This window comes from Saccharolobus solfataricus, assembly GCF_900079115.1.
GTDB lineage: Archaea > Thermoproteota > Thermoprotei_A > Sulfolobales > Sulfolobaceae > Saccharolobus > Saccharolobus solfataricus.
Genome location: NZ_LT549890.1, coordinates 2,138,350 through 2,153,322 on the forward strand (window position 1 = coordinate 2,138,350; position 14,973 = coordinate 2,153,322).

The following is a 14,973-nucleotide window of genomic DNA, read 5'->3' on the forward strand; positions in this document are numbered from 1 at the left end:
TTTAATCACCAATTTCTGTTCCAAAGTCAGCAAAACCTTTAGCTATTTTTTCACTTTCCTCGACTTTCTTCCATTCCCCTATCATGTCAGGGTCTGATCCAAGTAATTTTCCTTCAAACATATCTATCTTTACAACAGCAGGTAATTTTACTATTTTACCTATAATTATAGCCTCACCAACGTCTAAGGAGGACAATTGCTCAGCCAAATCTTCACTTAAATTATCACTTGACTCTAAGATGTATTTTTTATCAGTTGGTTCAATTATCTTTAAAATGATCTTATTGGTCATTTGACTTAATATATTTTCGTCCAAACCTTTAGGCCTTTGGCTTACTATTGTTAATCCAACTCCAAATTTTCTGCCCTCTCTTGCTATCCTGGACGCCCAGTACTTGGTTAATGTATTCTCGTTTTTAGACAAGAAAACGTGAGCTTCTTCTATTACAGCTATTATTGGGAATTTAAGGCCACTATTTTTGCTTCTTTTAAAATCTTTCCTAGAATCAAGGATTCTTCTTAAATAATGTGAGACTACTGCATCCATTGAGTCTTCATCTAATTGTGTTAGGCTTACAACGTTTACCTTACCTCTCTTTACTTTCTCAATTATATCTGAAGATGTAAGATCAATGACGTTTGAATACCTATCCATAAATTCTTCAAACTTATTCAGTACCTCATCCTTTGCACTACTCTTTTTATCACTATTTCCTTGAGTTTCCAATTCGTCTTTCATTAGTTCGTAAAATTGGCTATTTAGAGTAGAAAATGGTATTTGCCCTTCTTTTAGCTTTTCTCTTATACCATTTGTTACCTTTATGAAAGCTCTTCTTAAAATTCTGTACTGTATAATTGCATTCTCTCTTATTTCTAGTAACGTAGAAAATTCCCTTGGGGTCATATAAAGAGGGTTAAGTTTAGGTTCAATACGATTTAGATTCTTTATATCGCTATCATAGTACTCTCCATGATAATCGAATATAAGAACAGATCCACCAAGTTCAGAAATTCTTTGAGAAAGAACTGCTACTGTATTTGACTTCCCAGAACCAGTAGCTGCTAAAATAGCTAAATGCCTTGCAAAGGAATTTATATTTAATTTAACCTCCACATTTTTACCTATTAAGCTTCCTATTCTAATTTGGCCATCTTGAGAATAAATACTTTTTAACTCCTCATCTTCAGCCTCTCTAGCTGGGGTTCCAGCGAACGGGGGTATATCGGGCATTAAAAAGTGATTATTCATATCACATAACATTTTTACTTTAGCCTTTGTATAAACGGGTATGCTATTGTTGAATTGTTTTAATCTTTGAACGATTTCTATATCATTCATATTATCATCTAGCATAGGGCTACCTCTAGTCACGTTTGTTATTAGTCCAAGGGCCTTAACGTTATCATATTCTAGAACAACATAAGTTCCTAATCTAACAGGCCTTTCAGCTAGTATTAAAGCCTCTTGTGTTGTAGCTTGACCAATTACATAACCAATTATCATGTATAGATAAAATACTGCTGGCTTCCTAAAATGGCTTACTCATCGTAGAAGAGTAATACCTAGAAATGGAAAATTAAAAAGCAAAAATAGCTTTACAAGGCTTTGGCAACAGATTTAATTGTTTCTGAGATTTTTGCTTCTTGTTCGGCGAATGCGCATAGCATTTTTTCAATGTCTTCGTGTCCTTCTTGTTTTGCTGTCATTGCAACCTTATTATACTCACTCACGTGTTGTTCTTGCTCTTCTTTAGCCATTTCATTTAAGACTTTAGAAACCTTTGCTATCGTTTCTGCAATCTTAGCCTCTTGATCCGCAAAACTGCATAGCATTTTTTCAATGTCTTCGTGTCCTTCTTGTTTTGCTGTCATTGCAACCTTATTATACTCACTCACGTGTTGTTCTTGCTCTTCTTTAGCCATCTCCCCTACTATTCCTCTTAATTCTTGGTTCTTTAATAAGGTCTCGAAGATTGCCTTAGCATGCCCTAATTCTACTAATGCCTTCTCTCTTAATGCCTTAGCTTCTTCTTTCTTTCCTAATTGCTCTAATTTCTCAGCTACTAGCATTAATGACATAAAATCTTCTGCATTTGCTTTAAATAACTCCTTTAGACCCATTTCGGTTTCCTTTCCGAGAGCCATAACAAACACCTACATTAATATACTAATCCAAGGTTTATAAACTTTAATTATACTCTAACTTAATATTGTTATCATTCCATCACACATAATAATACTGTTCCAAGTTACTAGAAAGCTTACATAAAGAAGTACTAATTAAAATTATTAGTATATTCCTCCTATTTAAGCTTAACGTGATGAATAACTCCAATCCTGATCAATGATGTAGTAACTCGCGACTGAATTGCATTTATACCCATTTTTTAATATTCAAGTATATGATTTCGGTAAAAGAAATGAGGGCTTTGGAAATAAATAGTTCTGCTTTAGGCGTATCTACATTATTACTCATGGAGAATGCAGGTAGATCCGTTAAAGACGAAATAGTAAAGAGATTTAACGTAAAGGATAAGGTAGCATATGTTTATGTAGGACATGGTGGAAAAGGTGGTGACGGGTTAGTAGCGGCAAGACATTTAGCCGATGAAGGTGCTAAGGTAACCGTAATTTTATTGGGAGAAAATAAACACGAGGATGCAATCCTTAATCTTAATGTCATAGAAGAGATGGACTATTCAATAACGTTAGTTGAGATAAAGGATATGGATGAACTAAAGCCAATCTCTGCTGATATTTTAATCGATGCCATGTTAGGTACGGGATTCTCTGGAAAGCCAAGAGAACCGTTTAGAAGTGCGATAAAAGCGTTCAACAATAGTAAAGGGTTCAAGGTCTCTATAGACGTTCCCTCCGGGATAAATGCTGATACTGGTGAAGCATATGAAGACGAGTATGTTAAACCGGATCTGGTTGTCACCTTTCACGATATCAAACCTGGCTTATTAAAGTATAATTTCAATACTGTGGTTACGAAAATAGGTATTCCAGTAGAAGCCGAAATATATGTTGGGCCAGGGGATTTAATAGTTAACGCGCGTAGTAGACCTTATTACTCTAAGAAGGGTGATAGCGGAAGAGTACTAGTAATTGGAGGAAGTTACACTTTTAGTGGTGCTCCAACTCTAGCCGCTTTGGGTGCTTTGAGAGCTGGAGCTGACCTAGTTTATGTAGCATCACCAGAGGATACGGCTAGAATTATAGCGGGATACTCTCCAGACTTAATTACAATAAAATTAAGGGGAAAGAACATTTCTCCAGACAATTTTGAAGAATTGAAATTATGGATAGATAGAGCTGATGTGGTAGTTATAGGTCCGGGAATGGGTCTAGCTGAGGAGACTATTGAGGCTTCTAAACTAATTGTGAATTATCTTAAAGAGAAGAATAAGCTAGCTGTTATTGATGCTGATGCACTTAAGGCAATAAGTGGGTTCGATTTGTATGAGAATGCTGTAATAACACCTCATGCAGGCGAATTCAAAATATTCTTTGGAGAAGAACCAGATAAGAACATAAGAGATAGAATAAGCCAAGTAATTACTTATGCTAAGAAATGTAAATGTACAGTTCTACTTAAGGGTTATGTTGATATAATAAGTGATGGTAAAAGGTTTAAATTAAATAAAACTGGTAACCCAGGTATGACTGTAGGTGGGAGCGGGGATACGTTGACTGGTATAACAGCAACATTAATGGCTCAAAAAATCGAACCATTTATAGCCGCATATTTAGGGGTTTTCATAAATAGCCTAGCTGGAACTTTAGCATATAATAGGCTCGGAGCTCATTTGACACCTACTGACATAATAAATGAAATTCCAAATGTGATAAATAATCCCTTGGATTCTTTCAAAAGAAAATTGTATAAAAGAGTTTTAAGTTGAGTTTTGTCTCTTTATTATCTCTAATGATTTGTCAGCGTGTTCCTCTGCCTTCTTCAGATTTTTCAAGATATTTACTATTTTGCCATTCTCGTCTATTATGAAAGTCACTCTTTGGGCACTAGTCCCCCTTTCGTTTAACACACTATAAAGTTTCGATATTGTTTTCTGATCATCGGCAACTATTGGGAATTTAGCTCCATATTTCTCTGCGAATTTTTTCTGAGTATCAATTTTATCTACACTAACGCCTATTACCTCAGCATTCAATTTTTTGAATTCGTCATAGAGTTCAGTAAATCTTTGTAGTTCCCTTGTACAACCACTGGTAAAGGATTTTGGGTAGAAGTATAATATTACTTTTTTTCCTCTAAAATCTGATAACTTAATTTTTCCGAGAGTGGATTCAGCCTCGAAATCTGGTGCTTCTTCTCCTACGTTCATACTAATTTAACTCTTGCGTAATTCGGATATAAGAATTTAGACAAAATATTTTTACTTCTTACTCATAGTCAGTTAGTAAAATGAGAATCATACCACGCACTATGTCAACACAACATCCCGATAATGCAAAAGTACCAGAGTGGGCAAAAAGCGAAGTTATTGAAGGAGAAGACGAAGTTAAAGAAGCCTTCCTAGCTTATAGTATGTATGGAGTTCATGAGGTAATGTGGGATGCTGAGGGAAAAGATGTAGATACTCATGTGGTAAGAAAGTTATTGTCAAATTATCCAGACTACTTTAGAGAACATATTTTAGGTAAAGATCTGTTTCTAACTTATAGGTTACCTAACCCAAAGGTGGAAGGTGCTGATAGAAAAGTTTTTGCCGAAACCATGGAGAGTATTCCAATAACTTATGATTTGGCAGAGAAATTTTACGGTAATGGGATTACGATACCAGTTTTTGAAGTAATTTTACCAATGACAACTAGTAGTTTAGAGATAATAAGTGTGGCTAGGTATTACGAAAAGGCAGTTGCAAATGAAGATGAACTAGAACTTTACGATGGTGTAAAAGTAAAGGATTTAGTTGGAGAAATATATCCTAAAGTAATAGAAGTTATACCACTAGTCGAAGATAGGGACTCTCTTCAAAATATTAACAATATAGTGGAGGGGTATTATAAGGTAATTAAACCTAAGTATATGAGAGTCTTTTTAGCCAGATCGGATCCAGCAATGAATTATGGAATGATAACAGCTGTTCTGTCAGTAAAGATTGCCTTAAGCGAGTTATACAAACTTTCAGAATCGTTAAACTTTGAAATATATCCAATAATTGGTGTTGGTTCACTTCCATTTAGAGGTCATTTATCTCCTGAAAACTATGAAAAAGTATTGGAAGAGTATAAGGGAGTTTATACATATACGATTCAATCAGCGTTTAAGTATGACTATGATTACGACAAAGTAAAAAGTGCTATTTCTTCAATAAATAACTCAAGGATTAGCCCAGCTAGAATATTGGAAAAGTATGAGGAGGATGTTCTAAGAAAGATAACGATCTTATATACTGAACGTTACCAGCCAATTATAGAAAGTCTTGCAAACGCTATAAATGACGTCTCCGTGTTACTTCCTAGAAGAAGGGCCAGAAAACTTCATATTGGTCTTTTTGGATATTCTAGAAGCGCAGGCAAGGTTAGCTTACCTAGGGCAATCTCTTTCGTGGGTTCATTATATTCAATAGGAATACCACCAGAACTAATAGGAATTTCGTCTTTAAGCAATTTAGATGAGAAAGAATGGGATATATTCAAACAGAATTACGTTAATTTTAAACATGATCTACAAACTGCTGCGAGATTCCTTAATTGGGAGTCGTTCAAATTAATTAAGGATATATGGAAAATTAGTGAGGATACTATAGCAAAGATCAAGGAAGATATCGATTACGCTGAGAGCGTGATAGGCATAAAATTAGGCGGCATAGATTACGATAGTAGAAAACACATCCTAATGTCTTCGCTATTTTTACTATCATTTAAAGAGAAAATACTTCAAGAATCTAAGAAGTATTTATATGAGATGGCATTAATTAGAAGATCCTTGGGATGAGAATACTAGTAAACGGTCTACTACCACTGGATTCGGGTAAGACAACGTTTTCATTATCCATAATTAGACTATTTAATCAAGTAGGAATCAGATTGTTTCCATTCAAGCCAATTGCCGGGCATAATGCTTGGTATAGCTTTAACACTCTCATAAGGAGTGAAGAGTTAGGAATATTGGTTGGGAATGATGCTTTAAAGTATTATGATGAAACAAAATATGATATTAGGAGAATTAATCCATTTGCTGTCCTTTTCGTTCCTATAGATTTGGAAAAGATAAGCTACAACGTATCTCTATATAATATGATAATGGAGTATGGATTTCCATATTTAATAAGGTTAAGTGACTGCATTAATGGGACAGATCAGTATTTTGTAAACAGTAGTGCAGATATATATGTGCCGAAATCAATGCTGAAATTTACTAGAAACCTAGCCCTAAAATTTAACGCAAAATTATATGATAAAATGAGAGAGATAATAGACGCTTCTCCACAACTAGTAGACAATTGTACTATAGATGTATTTAGAAACTATGAAAACGTGATAATAGAGTCCTATAATGACTCGGCTTCTCCTACTTATAATTCGACTAACGTAGATTACGTATTTACAGTCTCCCCTACAAAAGCGTTTCTCATAAAAGGTCAGGAATTTAAGAAGGCCTTATCGTTATTTTCAATCCCGCCATGGAATGTTAGAGTCTCCACTCTTATGAAGTATCTAAAAATAGGGAAAAGTTTTGAAATAGATGTAGGAGAAAGAGTTGCTAAAGACGAGATTCTAGATATATTACTTAAGTCTTAGAGTTTTTTCTCTACCTCAAAAGCTAATCCCTTGTCGGGTACGTACAATTTTCCAATGCGTTTTAGTACAGATGCAGCTACTCCCAATCCTCTTTGAATATCTGGATCCTTTAACAACTTGTAAATTTCCCAAATACTGGTTATGGGTTTTACATTTTCGGTTTTTAAGGCTTCTCCAGTTGCAGAAACCAATAAAGTATAATATTTGAAGTTAGTTAGATCTATTCTTGACAGATCATTAATGATCTCCTCCCAATGGTTAATTAGGTTTAATGTGAAATCATTTATTAGAGCATTTATTATCTTTCCTAAGCTTTCTTCATCTTCTAATAGTCCAATTATGGGGTCTAAAATTCCTTTGCTCCTAACTTTATCTATAAGATTTATTAAAAATTGTATATTGTATATATTGTCCTCATTAATAAATAACTTAGTGGTCTTTATGACTTTATCCCAATTCACTAATAATTCTAAAACATCATCACTAGTAAGTGACCCTATTATCTTTCCTATTGTGTTTTCATCTTCTAATATTCCTTTAATTACGTCAAGTATGCCAAGTCTATCAGTAGTGTTAATTACGTCTAGGATTTTGTTAAGACTGTTAAGTTTTTCATCTTTCAGTAAATTGTCTAAAGCATAGAATTCTCCATTAGTCACTTTAATTCACCAGCTCGCTAGGAACTTTTCTAACGCCATATCTCCTTTAGTCCAAATGAAATACTTATGGAATAATTCCTTCTTTATATGATTTATTGGTGAAGGAGCAGCTATTGAAGTAGTTCCTCCATACCATGTATCATCTTTTACAGCTATTCCAAATCCTTCAAAGGGATTATCCGCAACACATATTATAGTAGGATAATATTGATCAACTTTTACTTGTACTCCTAATCTCGTAGCTAAATGTTGTGCTGCAATATTTCCAGTCTTTACTGCTAAATAACCTAATTTAGGCACTGTAAGAGAATTTGCATCACCTACTGCGTAAACGTTATCATAATTTATTGAGACCATATTGAGATCTGTTGGAACAAATCCACCATCATCAATTAAGTCTGGTGTAGAGTTCTTTAAGGCTGGATTCCCAGTATACGGTGGAATTAATATGGTTAGGTCAGCTTTAATTGTCTTCCCAGCCTCATCTGCTATCTCATTCTCTCTAATTTCTTTTATCCTAAAGTTGTCAACTAGTTCAATCCCCATTTGCTTATACATTTCTCTAACTATCTTTCTTGACATTGTAGATAGATCTGACAAATATTCACCGGGTGAGAATACGACAAACTTTACCTTATTTAACATTCCTTTCTTCTTAAAGTACCCTGATAACATTAATGACATTTCGAATATTGGTCCTTCACAAGCTGCATCTGCAACTGGTACATAATTCTCTGGGACTTTAGGCTTTGGACTCTTCCCTTGATAAAATAATCCAGATCCTATTGCAATTGTTCCACCTTTGAAATCCTTTAATTTTTCTCTCAACTTCAGAGCATAATCCAGTTCACAAACGCTATAACCATACTTGTCCCATCCCTTAACGAGTTCGGTACCTAGATGAGCTCCCAGGGCTATAATTAGATAGTCATAGTCTTCTTCTGCCTTGTCCCCATCTGGTTTAGTGTAATATACAAGACCACCGCTAGCATCTATTTTCTCTACTGTACCTTGCTGAAAGTTTATTCTTTTTTCGGGTAGCGCTTTAGTTAGATCTACCATTACGTCATTCTCATTAATTACTCCAGTAGCGACATGAGGTAATGCTGGTCTGAAGTAAGAAAATCTGGTATTGTTAATGACTTTAATTTCGGCTTTGTTGCCAGCTAATCTTTTTAGAGCATATGCAGCACTTAATCCACCAAACCTAGCTCCTAAAACAAGAACTTTCGTCATACTTCTCAATCTCATTAATTTAATTTAAAGTTAATAAATGTTTGTTTCTATAAACTTTAATCTCTCCCTTTTTATAAAGTCATCATTAACTATTTCATTTTGTTAAAAATGTAAAAAAGCTTATAACTTTTTGAACCAGTAATTAGTTATGCAGCAGTTAATAGATAAGTTCATAAATGTAAAAGGACGTAAAATTCATTACATCGAGAGTGGAGACGGTTCTCTTGTTCTTTTATTTCATGGTGCGAGGTTCAACGCAAGAACGTGGGTAGAGACTAATACAGTTGACTCAATTTCGAGTATAGGGTACAAGGCAATTTCGGTGGACCTTCCGGGATTTGGATCTTCCGAAAAGATTGAAGGCATTAGTCTCTCAGAGTTCATAAATCTCTTCATGAATTCTCTAGGTATCGATAAGGCAATATTGCTGGGTGCCTCAATGGGTGGGAAGGCAGTACTAGAATTTAGTCTTAAATATACTGAATCTGTTTCTGGGCTAGTACTAGTAGGTGCTGTGGGTGTAGAGGAGTTTGAGGTTCAATTATCAAAACTAAATAAGATTCCCTTACTATTAATTTGGGGTTCTCGTGATACCGTTTCTCCTAAAAGAAATTATAAGTTAATATTAGATAAAGTCAAAAATGCGAAACTAGAAATTGTAGGTAAAAATCACGCTTGTTATTTAGATGATCCAAACACGTTTAATGAAAAAATTGTTAATTTTCTCAAGGGGATGAAATGAGTGATAGAGAGGAATTAAGCGCTAAACTTAGGATAATATTGAGGGATATAAGATATCTTACTGTTCTAAAACACTTGAAAATTGCTAATGTAGACTATGGTAAGTCGATAATGCTAAACACTAAGATTCCATTGACTGAGATAGTTGAGATATTGGATGACCTTGAAAAATTAGGTTTAATAGAGAGAGTTCACGGTGCAACCCTAAAGAATACTGAAGCCAAATTTAAGCTTAGTTCTGAGGTACACAAGCATCACACGTATTATAGACTCACCAGAGAAGGAGATCATCTATTAAGGCATTTAGATGATAGAATGTTAATCGATGTCTATATGGATATCGTCAAGAATGATAATCTAGCGTTAAATATTCTTAGACTAGCAGATGAACTTAACGCAGATCATGCCCTAACGTATGCAAAATTGACTCATAAGAGACTAGAAGAGATTACACCAAAGATTGAGGAGTTAGTTAAGATGGGATTATTAGAAGAAAAGAATTCGAAGATAATTAAATTTGCCGATAGAAAAGCTAAGCCGAAAAAGGAAACAAGGACTCACCATAAATATTACGGTCTGTCAAGGATTGGAGAATTAGTGGTTAGGGAGATGAAAAGAAGGGGGATTTTACCTAAGTAATTCTTTTACATTATGTATGACTTTTGGTATAGCTTCTGTAATATCTTCATTTATAATTGTGTTGTAATTCTTTTTAACTATTTCACTTATTATTTCATCTATTTTTCTTCTCGCTATTAACTCAACTATTTTAGCTCTTCTGTCTATTATTCTCTTTTTAAATAACTCTTTTTGTTTCAAATAATTAAGATGATCCTCTATTTTGTTCACTAATTCAATAATTCCCTCATTTTTTATTGCTACAGTCTTAACAATAAGTGGTTTCCATCCATTTCTGTAGGAAATCTCTGCACTATCAATAGCGAATTTTAGTGTATTAAATGCCAATTCAGCATCTTGTCTGTCAGCCTTATTTAAAACGTATATATCTCCAATTTCCATTATTCCAGCCTTCAACGCTTGTATATCATCTCCCGCACCGGGTATTGATACTACTAAAATTGTGTGAACACTCTGCTCTACTTCCGTATCTGTTTGTCCAGCCCCTACGGTCTCTATTATTATTTTATCATATCCTAATCCATCTAGAGCTTCAGTAAGCATTAGTGCTTCTGCTGAAATTCCACCAAGATATCCTCTAGATCCTATACTTCTCACGAAAACGTTTTTGAGCATTGTCTTATCTTGAAATCTTAACCTATTTCCCATAAAGGAACCCATAGTGTATGGACTAGATGGGTCTATTACTATCACTCCAACTCGATGCCCTCTAGATACGTATTCTTGGATTAATCCGCCTATTATGGTACTCTTCCCTGACCCGGGGATTCCGGTTATGCCAATAACATGTGCATTTCCCGATCTTTTTGAGAGAGTTCCTAATGCACTTATTCCTTCATCGGTCATGTACTCAATCTTTGTTAATAACCTAGCTATTGCTAATTCATTTCCATTTAATGCTTCTTCTATTAATTTTGATAAATTGTTATTCAACACTTATACCTCTTTTTTCCCTTGCTACCTTTTTAACCTTCTCTACTATTTCTTTAAGACTACTACCAGGCAGAAAGACTTCATCAACTCCCATTTCTTTTAACTTTTTAATATCCTCTGGCGGTATTACTCCTCCAACTATTAATCCTACATCATTTAATCCATTTTGTTTCATTATCTCTACTACTTTTGGTATCAACTCCAAATGAGCTCCGCTTAATATGCTAATTCCTATAACGTCTGCGTCTTCCTGCAATGCAGCTCTTACTATCTGTTCTGGAGTTTGTCTTAATCCAGTATACACTACCTCCATTCCCGCATCTTTTAGTGCTCTTGCAACTACTTTTGCCCCTCTATCGTGCCCATCTAAACCTAATTTTGCCACAATAACCTTAATTCTTTTTGTTGTAATCATCATTATTACTAATACTTAAAACGTTTAAACTTTTTGCTAATCGTTTTGTTTACCCTTAAGGTCGATAAATATGGGTAAAAGTTTAATAATCACGCTTATTAAACACTCATCATATGTTTAAGATGTGGTATCTTCATATCTCTATTGCAATAATTGCACTGATTCTATCTAGCTTAGTAGTGTTGGAATTCGTTAGAATGAGAAAAGAATTTAGAGGGAAGTTAACTACAGTCCTAGTATTGCTTGGTAGCTTTTTAATTGCTCAATTTGGATCCTTTCTCTTAGACTTTATCATGTGGTCAAATGATAAGAATCCTTTATATATTTATCCATCTTTGTTGACTATTTCCCTTTCATTCATTACTATACTTTTATTCTACTATTATGTTACAAAGATTTAAGTTTTTTATATTTTCTACCCACATCATAAACTGATATCATAGTAATTATGAAAATTATTATTAATGAAAATATGTCAGCTGAAAAGGGATGGCTTATAATAAGATATATTAGGATTATAAGTGAGGAGGCTAGAAAAGAAGTAAGAAACACGGATCTAGGAATAAGTGCACTTCTAAACCTTACGTAATCTTCTAATATTACTTTAGTAACTATATACCCTTCATCAACTTCCTTAACTAGCCCATCTTCGATCAGTTTCTTAATATGATAACTTACGATGGATGGAGAACTCAAATTAAGATCCTTTTGTATTTTCCTAATTCCAACTGGCCTTCTCTGCCTAAGAAGGTATAGGTATATTCTCTTAGCAGTCCCTGTCAACTCCTCTTCCATTAACTACATATAGTTTTACGTTACAAATAAGGTTTTCTATCTAAAAATCTAGTTTCCCCTAATTCCAAATATCTTCTGTTCACATAAATAAGCAAATTGGAAAATTCTCATAACTTGATAAACTCAAAAAAGATTGCTAGGGTAGGGCAGTTTCTTACAATCGTAAATAGTAGATAGCTGTAGTGAATAGATATATATACCATGTGGATATCGTAGTTAATGTGAAGCAGTACTTAATGGTTATCGCTGGCGTGTTAGTTAGCTTAGCCATTGCGTCTTTAGTAGTTTATATCTCTCATATGTTTATAATATATAATATAAAGAAGCCTAACATAGTGGAGCGACAATCTGGTTATTTTCCGGAAATGTATGAGTTAACTGTAAATATAACACCAGCAAAGGCAAGCTATGCGAATTCCTATCTTATCTGGTCCCCTCTCCAATCTTCTTTAGTAGTTAACAAAGATCCGATATTTCACGTTTATCCGAGTATAATTGATTTGAATTCATTTAATAATTCTGTTATAATAACTCTTTATTACTCGGTTCAAGATAGAGTAAATATAGCTATAACTCAGCAAATTTTTAATGTTAGCGTAGTTAATACTACTGTAATTAACGATGAGATTGTAGCTACTCAACTAAAAGTTACATTCTATAACGCGTCTCCAAATACGATATATTTAATTCCGATATGGAACCAGTATAATGTTACGTACTATGTTCTAGTCTACTATGAGTAGGTCAGTCCATCGACCTTTCTTCACTAATCAAGATGATGTTGGCATCATCATGTGCCCCGTTCGGCTGTGAGCCTTTCACTCGTTTTATAATTTCTCGTCAGGCCCAGATAGGGAACGGGGCTTTCTCAACCTTTTATATAATCTATACAAGAATATAACAATTACTATCTGACCTATATCCAACTGTAATGTAGCAGCATGGTTATAAACTATTTCAATGAGAAAAGGTAGCATTTGCATCTGCGGTCTCCATACGTACCATATGAGGTAATAATTAAGGTAATTTAGAAATACAAAACTTATAGCAGATGTGTCTATGATCATGTTGTAATAATCATTTTTAAAAGTAGAGATTAATAGAATAGATATTATAAATATAATTAGCGCTATAAATGCAGAAAATGAGACTCCTACCGGAATCGTAAGATTATATGTTACTCCACTACTTGCTCTATATACAAGCGGTTCATCTATTGGAACTAAAGGAGCCATTGAAAGTAGTATAATCGTCAATATTATTGAACCCACTAACACCCAAATATAATATTCAGAATTTTTCATAAGCGATATGGGTATATAATAAATTATAACTTTATTCCTCATCATCTGCTTTGTGGACTTATTGAATTTTCACATAGGGTTAATATTTATTGCAAACCTAAATTGTATATCTTCAGATTAATTGAAAGGGCACTAATAGTGGTTTAGTGTAAAAATATTCAACAGATTAACTAAGCATCTCAGCATTAAGTATATCTATATATAAAATCCTTTAGCAAGTTATTTCATGTTATGTCTACCACAAAAAAATTCTATGAACTTCAAGATTTAATTTTAGCCAAGGTGTCCTTAGAAAAGGTAAAGTTGCATATCGAAGAAAGGAAAGATAGAACAATTTTCAAATGGGTTAGAAAAGAGTTAACAGGGTTTTTCAGAAAATTTTCTAACGTAGAAGAATTTAGAGAATTGGTGAATAATATTAATAAAGGGCTAGAAGAGGAAAACTATGAAGTAGTTCTTGAAAATATCAAAAGATCATTGGATATTATATCAGAGGAAATCGAAAAATTCTATCAAGATTTACAGAAAATGCAATAATTCTACTACTCCTACTCTATTTATGTACATCGTATATATAGCAACTACTATAATAATTATTGCAAATAGTTTCCTTAAAGTTTGTCTTGGCATTCTTGACGCAATTGTGGATCCAGTATATCCACCAACTACTCCTCCTAATAGGTATAGTAAGCTTATCACTATATCAACATACCCATACACCGCGTATGTAATTGCTGCCGTAACACCAAACGTACCTACTGCAATTAGTGATGTACCGACAGCCCTAAGCATATCTAAACCAGTGCTGAACAATAAACCTGGAACTACCAGAAACCCTCCTCCTATTCCGAAGTATCCAGAGGCAAACCCTACTAAAAACCCTGCTGGGATTACTTTAGTTACTTTTATTCTTTCACGTAGACTCAATTTATGAGAGTTATTGTATAATACGCTTCTATTAGGATTGCATTTAGATCTCCACATTCTAATTGCTACTGCGATCATCAGAAAGCCGAAGAGAAATAGGATTAACGCCCCCGACATTAAATGGCTCAGATAAGCCCCTATTACATCCCCTATTACTCCTGGAATTGTGAATATTATTCCTTCTGGTACTCTAACATTACCTCTCCTAAAATGCATATAAGAGTTGATGTAGGAATTTAGACCGACCGCAAGTGCTGTAGTTCCTAAGGTAAGATGTGTTATATAGGTATATTCTGGTGATCCAGGTGGAATTCCATTTGCTAAACCTACAAAGTATAATAGAAGGGGAATTGCGAGAATCGAACCTCCTCCTCCAATAAGACCGAGGCTGAATCCTACCAATATTCCAGAAATGATAGAAAGCAAGTATTGTAATTGAGTTACGGTGATTTGAAATGTTGGATCTTGAAACATAATAACTAAATCTTGTTTTAACTTTAAAAAGTTTATGATTATGTAAAACTTTGTAAGTCCTTTTAAAGCTAACTTTATT

General features: G+C 34.1%; 17 protein-coding genes and 1 pseudogene. 8 read left to right on the top strand and 10 right to left on the bottom strand.

Annotated features, from left to right (window positions below):
- Position 1 precedes the first annotated feature (1 nt).
- Complete coding sequence (herA, locus tag SSOP1_RS11385) at positions 2-1,504, bottom strand: DNA double-strand break repair helicase HerA (protein ID WP_009991539.1); 1,503 nt, start codon at positions 1,502-1,504, stop codon at positions 2-4.
- A 92-nt stretch (positions 1,505-1,596) separates the two neighbouring features.
- A complete protein-coding gene (locus tag SSOP1_RS11390) occupies positions 1,597-2,145 on the bottom strand; it encodes a hypothetical protein (protein WP_009991537.1) in 549 nt (182 codons plus the stop codon).
- A gap of 257 nt (positions 2,146-2,402) precedes the next feature.
- On the opposite strand from SSOP1_RS11390, the gene SSOP1_RS11395 reads away from it, so the two are divergent.
- On the top strand, positions 2,403-3,908 hold the full coding sequence (locus SSOP1_RS11395; RefSeq protein WP_009991536.1) for a bifunctional ADP-dependent NAD(P)H-hydrate dehydratase/NAD(P)H-hydrate epimerase: 1,506 nt from the start codon (positions 2,403-2,405) through the stop codon (positions 3,906-3,908).
- Here the strand turns inward: SSOP1_RS11395 and SSOP1_RS11400 are convergent.
- Entirely contained in the window at positions 3,900-4,349 is a 450-nt protein-coding gene (locus tag SSOP1_RS11400; RefSeq protein WP_009991535.1) for a peroxiredoxin, read from the bottom strand. The two genes, SSOP1_RS11395 and SSOP1_RS11400, sit on opposite strands and share 9 nt — an antisense overlap.
- Before the next feature lie 80 nt (positions 4,350-4,429).
- Between SSOP1_RS11400 and ppcA the strand changes: the two genes are divergently transcribed.
- Complete coding sequence (gene ppcA, locus SSOP1_RS11405; protein WP_009991534.1) at positions 4,430-5,965, top strand: phosphoenolpyruvate carboxylase; 1,536 nt, start codon at positions 4,430-4,432, stop codon at positions 5,963-5,965.
- A complete protein-coding gene (locus tag SSOP1_RS11410) occupies positions 5,962-6,771 on the top strand; it encodes an ATPase (RefSeq protein WP_009991531.1) in 810 nt (269 codons plus the stop codon). Before ppcA ends, SSOP1_RS11410 begins: the two co-directional genes overlap by 4 nt.
- Here SSOP1_RS11410 and SSOP1_RS11415 read toward each other — a convergent pair.
- Both SSOP1_RS11415 and SSOP1_RS11420 read right to left on the bottom strand, forming a co-directional pair.
- Positions 6,761-7,430 (bottom strand): annotated as a pseudogene (locus SSOP1_RS11415) (helical membrane plugin domain-containing protein). The gene SSOP1_RS11410 and the pseudogene SSOP1_RS11415 sit on opposite strands and share 11 nt — an antisense overlap.
- A gap of 6 nt (positions 7,431-7,436) precedes the next feature.
- Complete coding sequence (locus SSOP1_RS11420; RefSeq protein WP_009991528.1) at positions 7,437-8,681, bottom strand: NAD(P)/FAD-dependent oxidoreductase; 1,245 nt, start codon at positions 8,679-8,681, stop codon at positions 7,437-7,439.
- Between the two features lie 133 nt (positions 8,682-8,814).
- Here SSOP1_RS11420 and SSOP1_RS11425 point away from each other — a divergent pair, with 133 nt between their 5' ends.
- Both SSOP1_RS11425 and SSOP1_RS11430 read left to right on the top strand, forming a co-directional pair.
- A complete protein-coding gene (locus SSOP1_RS11425) occupies positions 8,815-9,408 on the top strand; it encodes an alpha/beta fold hydrolase (RefSeq protein WP_009991527.1) in 594 nt (197 codons plus the stop codon).
- Positions 9,405-10,046: a DUF2250 domain-containing protein gene (locus tag SSOP1_RS11430; RefSeq protein WP_009991526.1), complete on the top strand. Its 642-nt coding sequence runs from the start codon at positions 9,405-9,407 to the stop codon at positions 10,044-10,046. Before SSOP1_RS11425 ends, SSOP1_RS11430 begins: the two co-directional genes overlap by 4 nt.
- Here the strand turns inward: SSOP1_RS11430 and meaB are convergent.
- Positions 10,035-10,982, bottom strand: a complete 948-nt coding sequence (gene meaB, locus SSOP1_RS11435; RefSeq protein WP_009991525.1) for a methylmalonyl Co-A mutase-associated GTPase MeaB — start codon at positions 10,980-10,982, stop codon at positions 10,035-10,037. The genes SSOP1_RS11430 and meaB overlap by 12 nt on opposite strands.
- On the bottom strand, positions 10,972-11,397 hold the full coding sequence (locus tag SSOP1_RS11440; RefSeq protein ID WP_009991522.1) for a cobalamin B12-binding domain-containing protein: 426 nt from the start codon (positions 11,395-11,397) through the stop codon (positions 10,972-10,974). The genes meaB and SSOP1_RS11440 overlap by 11 nt, the downstream gene beginning before the upstream one ends.
- A 110-nt stretch (positions 11,398-11,507) precedes the next feature.
- On the opposite strand from SSOP1_RS11440, the gene SSOP1_RS11445 reads away from it, so the two are divergent.
- On the top strand, positions 11,508-11,795 hold the full coding sequence (locus SSOP1_RS11445) for a hypothetical protein (RefSeq protein ID WP_009991521.1): 288 nt from the start codon (positions 11,508-11,510) through the stop codon (positions 11,793-11,795).
- On the opposite strand, the gene SSOP1_RS11450 is transcribed toward SSOP1_RS11445, so the two are convergent.
- Entirely contained in the window at positions 11,782-12,189 is a 408-nt protein-coding gene (locus tag SSOP1_RS11450; protein ID WP_009991520.1) for an ArsR family transcriptional regulator, read from the bottom strand. The two genes, SSOP1_RS11445 and SSOP1_RS11450, sit on opposite strands and share 14 nt — an antisense overlap.
- Positions 12,190-12,392: 203 nt before the next feature.
- Here SSOP1_RS11450 and SSOP1_RS11455 point away from each other — a divergent pair, with 203 nt between their 5' ends.
- The gene (locus tag SSOP1_RS11455; RefSeq protein ID WP_009991519.1) at positions 12,393-12,932 is read left to right on the top strand and encodes a hypothetical protein; all 540 of its coding nucleotides are present in this window, start codon (positions 12,393-12,395) and stop codon (positions 12,930-12,932) included.
- An 84-nt stretch (positions 12,933-13,016) separates the two neighbouring features.
- Here SSOP1_RS11455 and SSOP1_RS11460 read toward each other — a convergent pair whose 3' ends face one another.
- Positions 13,017-13,493 carry a hypothetical protein gene (locus SSOP1_RS11460; protein WP_009991517.1) on the bottom strand — a complete coding sequence of 159 codons (477 nt, stop codon included), beginning with the start codon at positions 13,491-13,493 and terminating at the stop codon, positions 13,017-13,019.
- 231 nt (positions 13,494-13,724) lie between these two features.
- On the opposite strand from SSOP1_RS11460, the gene SSOP1_RS11465 reads away from it, so the two are divergent.
- Positions 13,725-14,030, top strand: coding sequence for a hypothetical protein (locus tag SSOP1_RS11465; RefSeq protein ID WP_009991515.1), 306 nt, complete (start codon positions 13,725-13,727; stop codon positions 14,028-14,030).
- Here the strand turns inward: SSOP1_RS11465 and SSOP1_RS11470 are convergent.
- Positions 14,013-14,894 (bottom strand): sulfite exporter TauE/SafE family protein, encoded by an 882-nt coding sequence (locus SSOP1_RS11470; protein WP_009991513.1) that lies wholly within the window; start codon positions 14,892-14,894, stop codon positions 14,013-14,015. The two genes, SSOP1_RS11465 and SSOP1_RS11470, sit on opposite strands and share 18 nt — an antisense overlap.
- Positions 14,895-14,973: the final 79 nt, after the last annotated feature.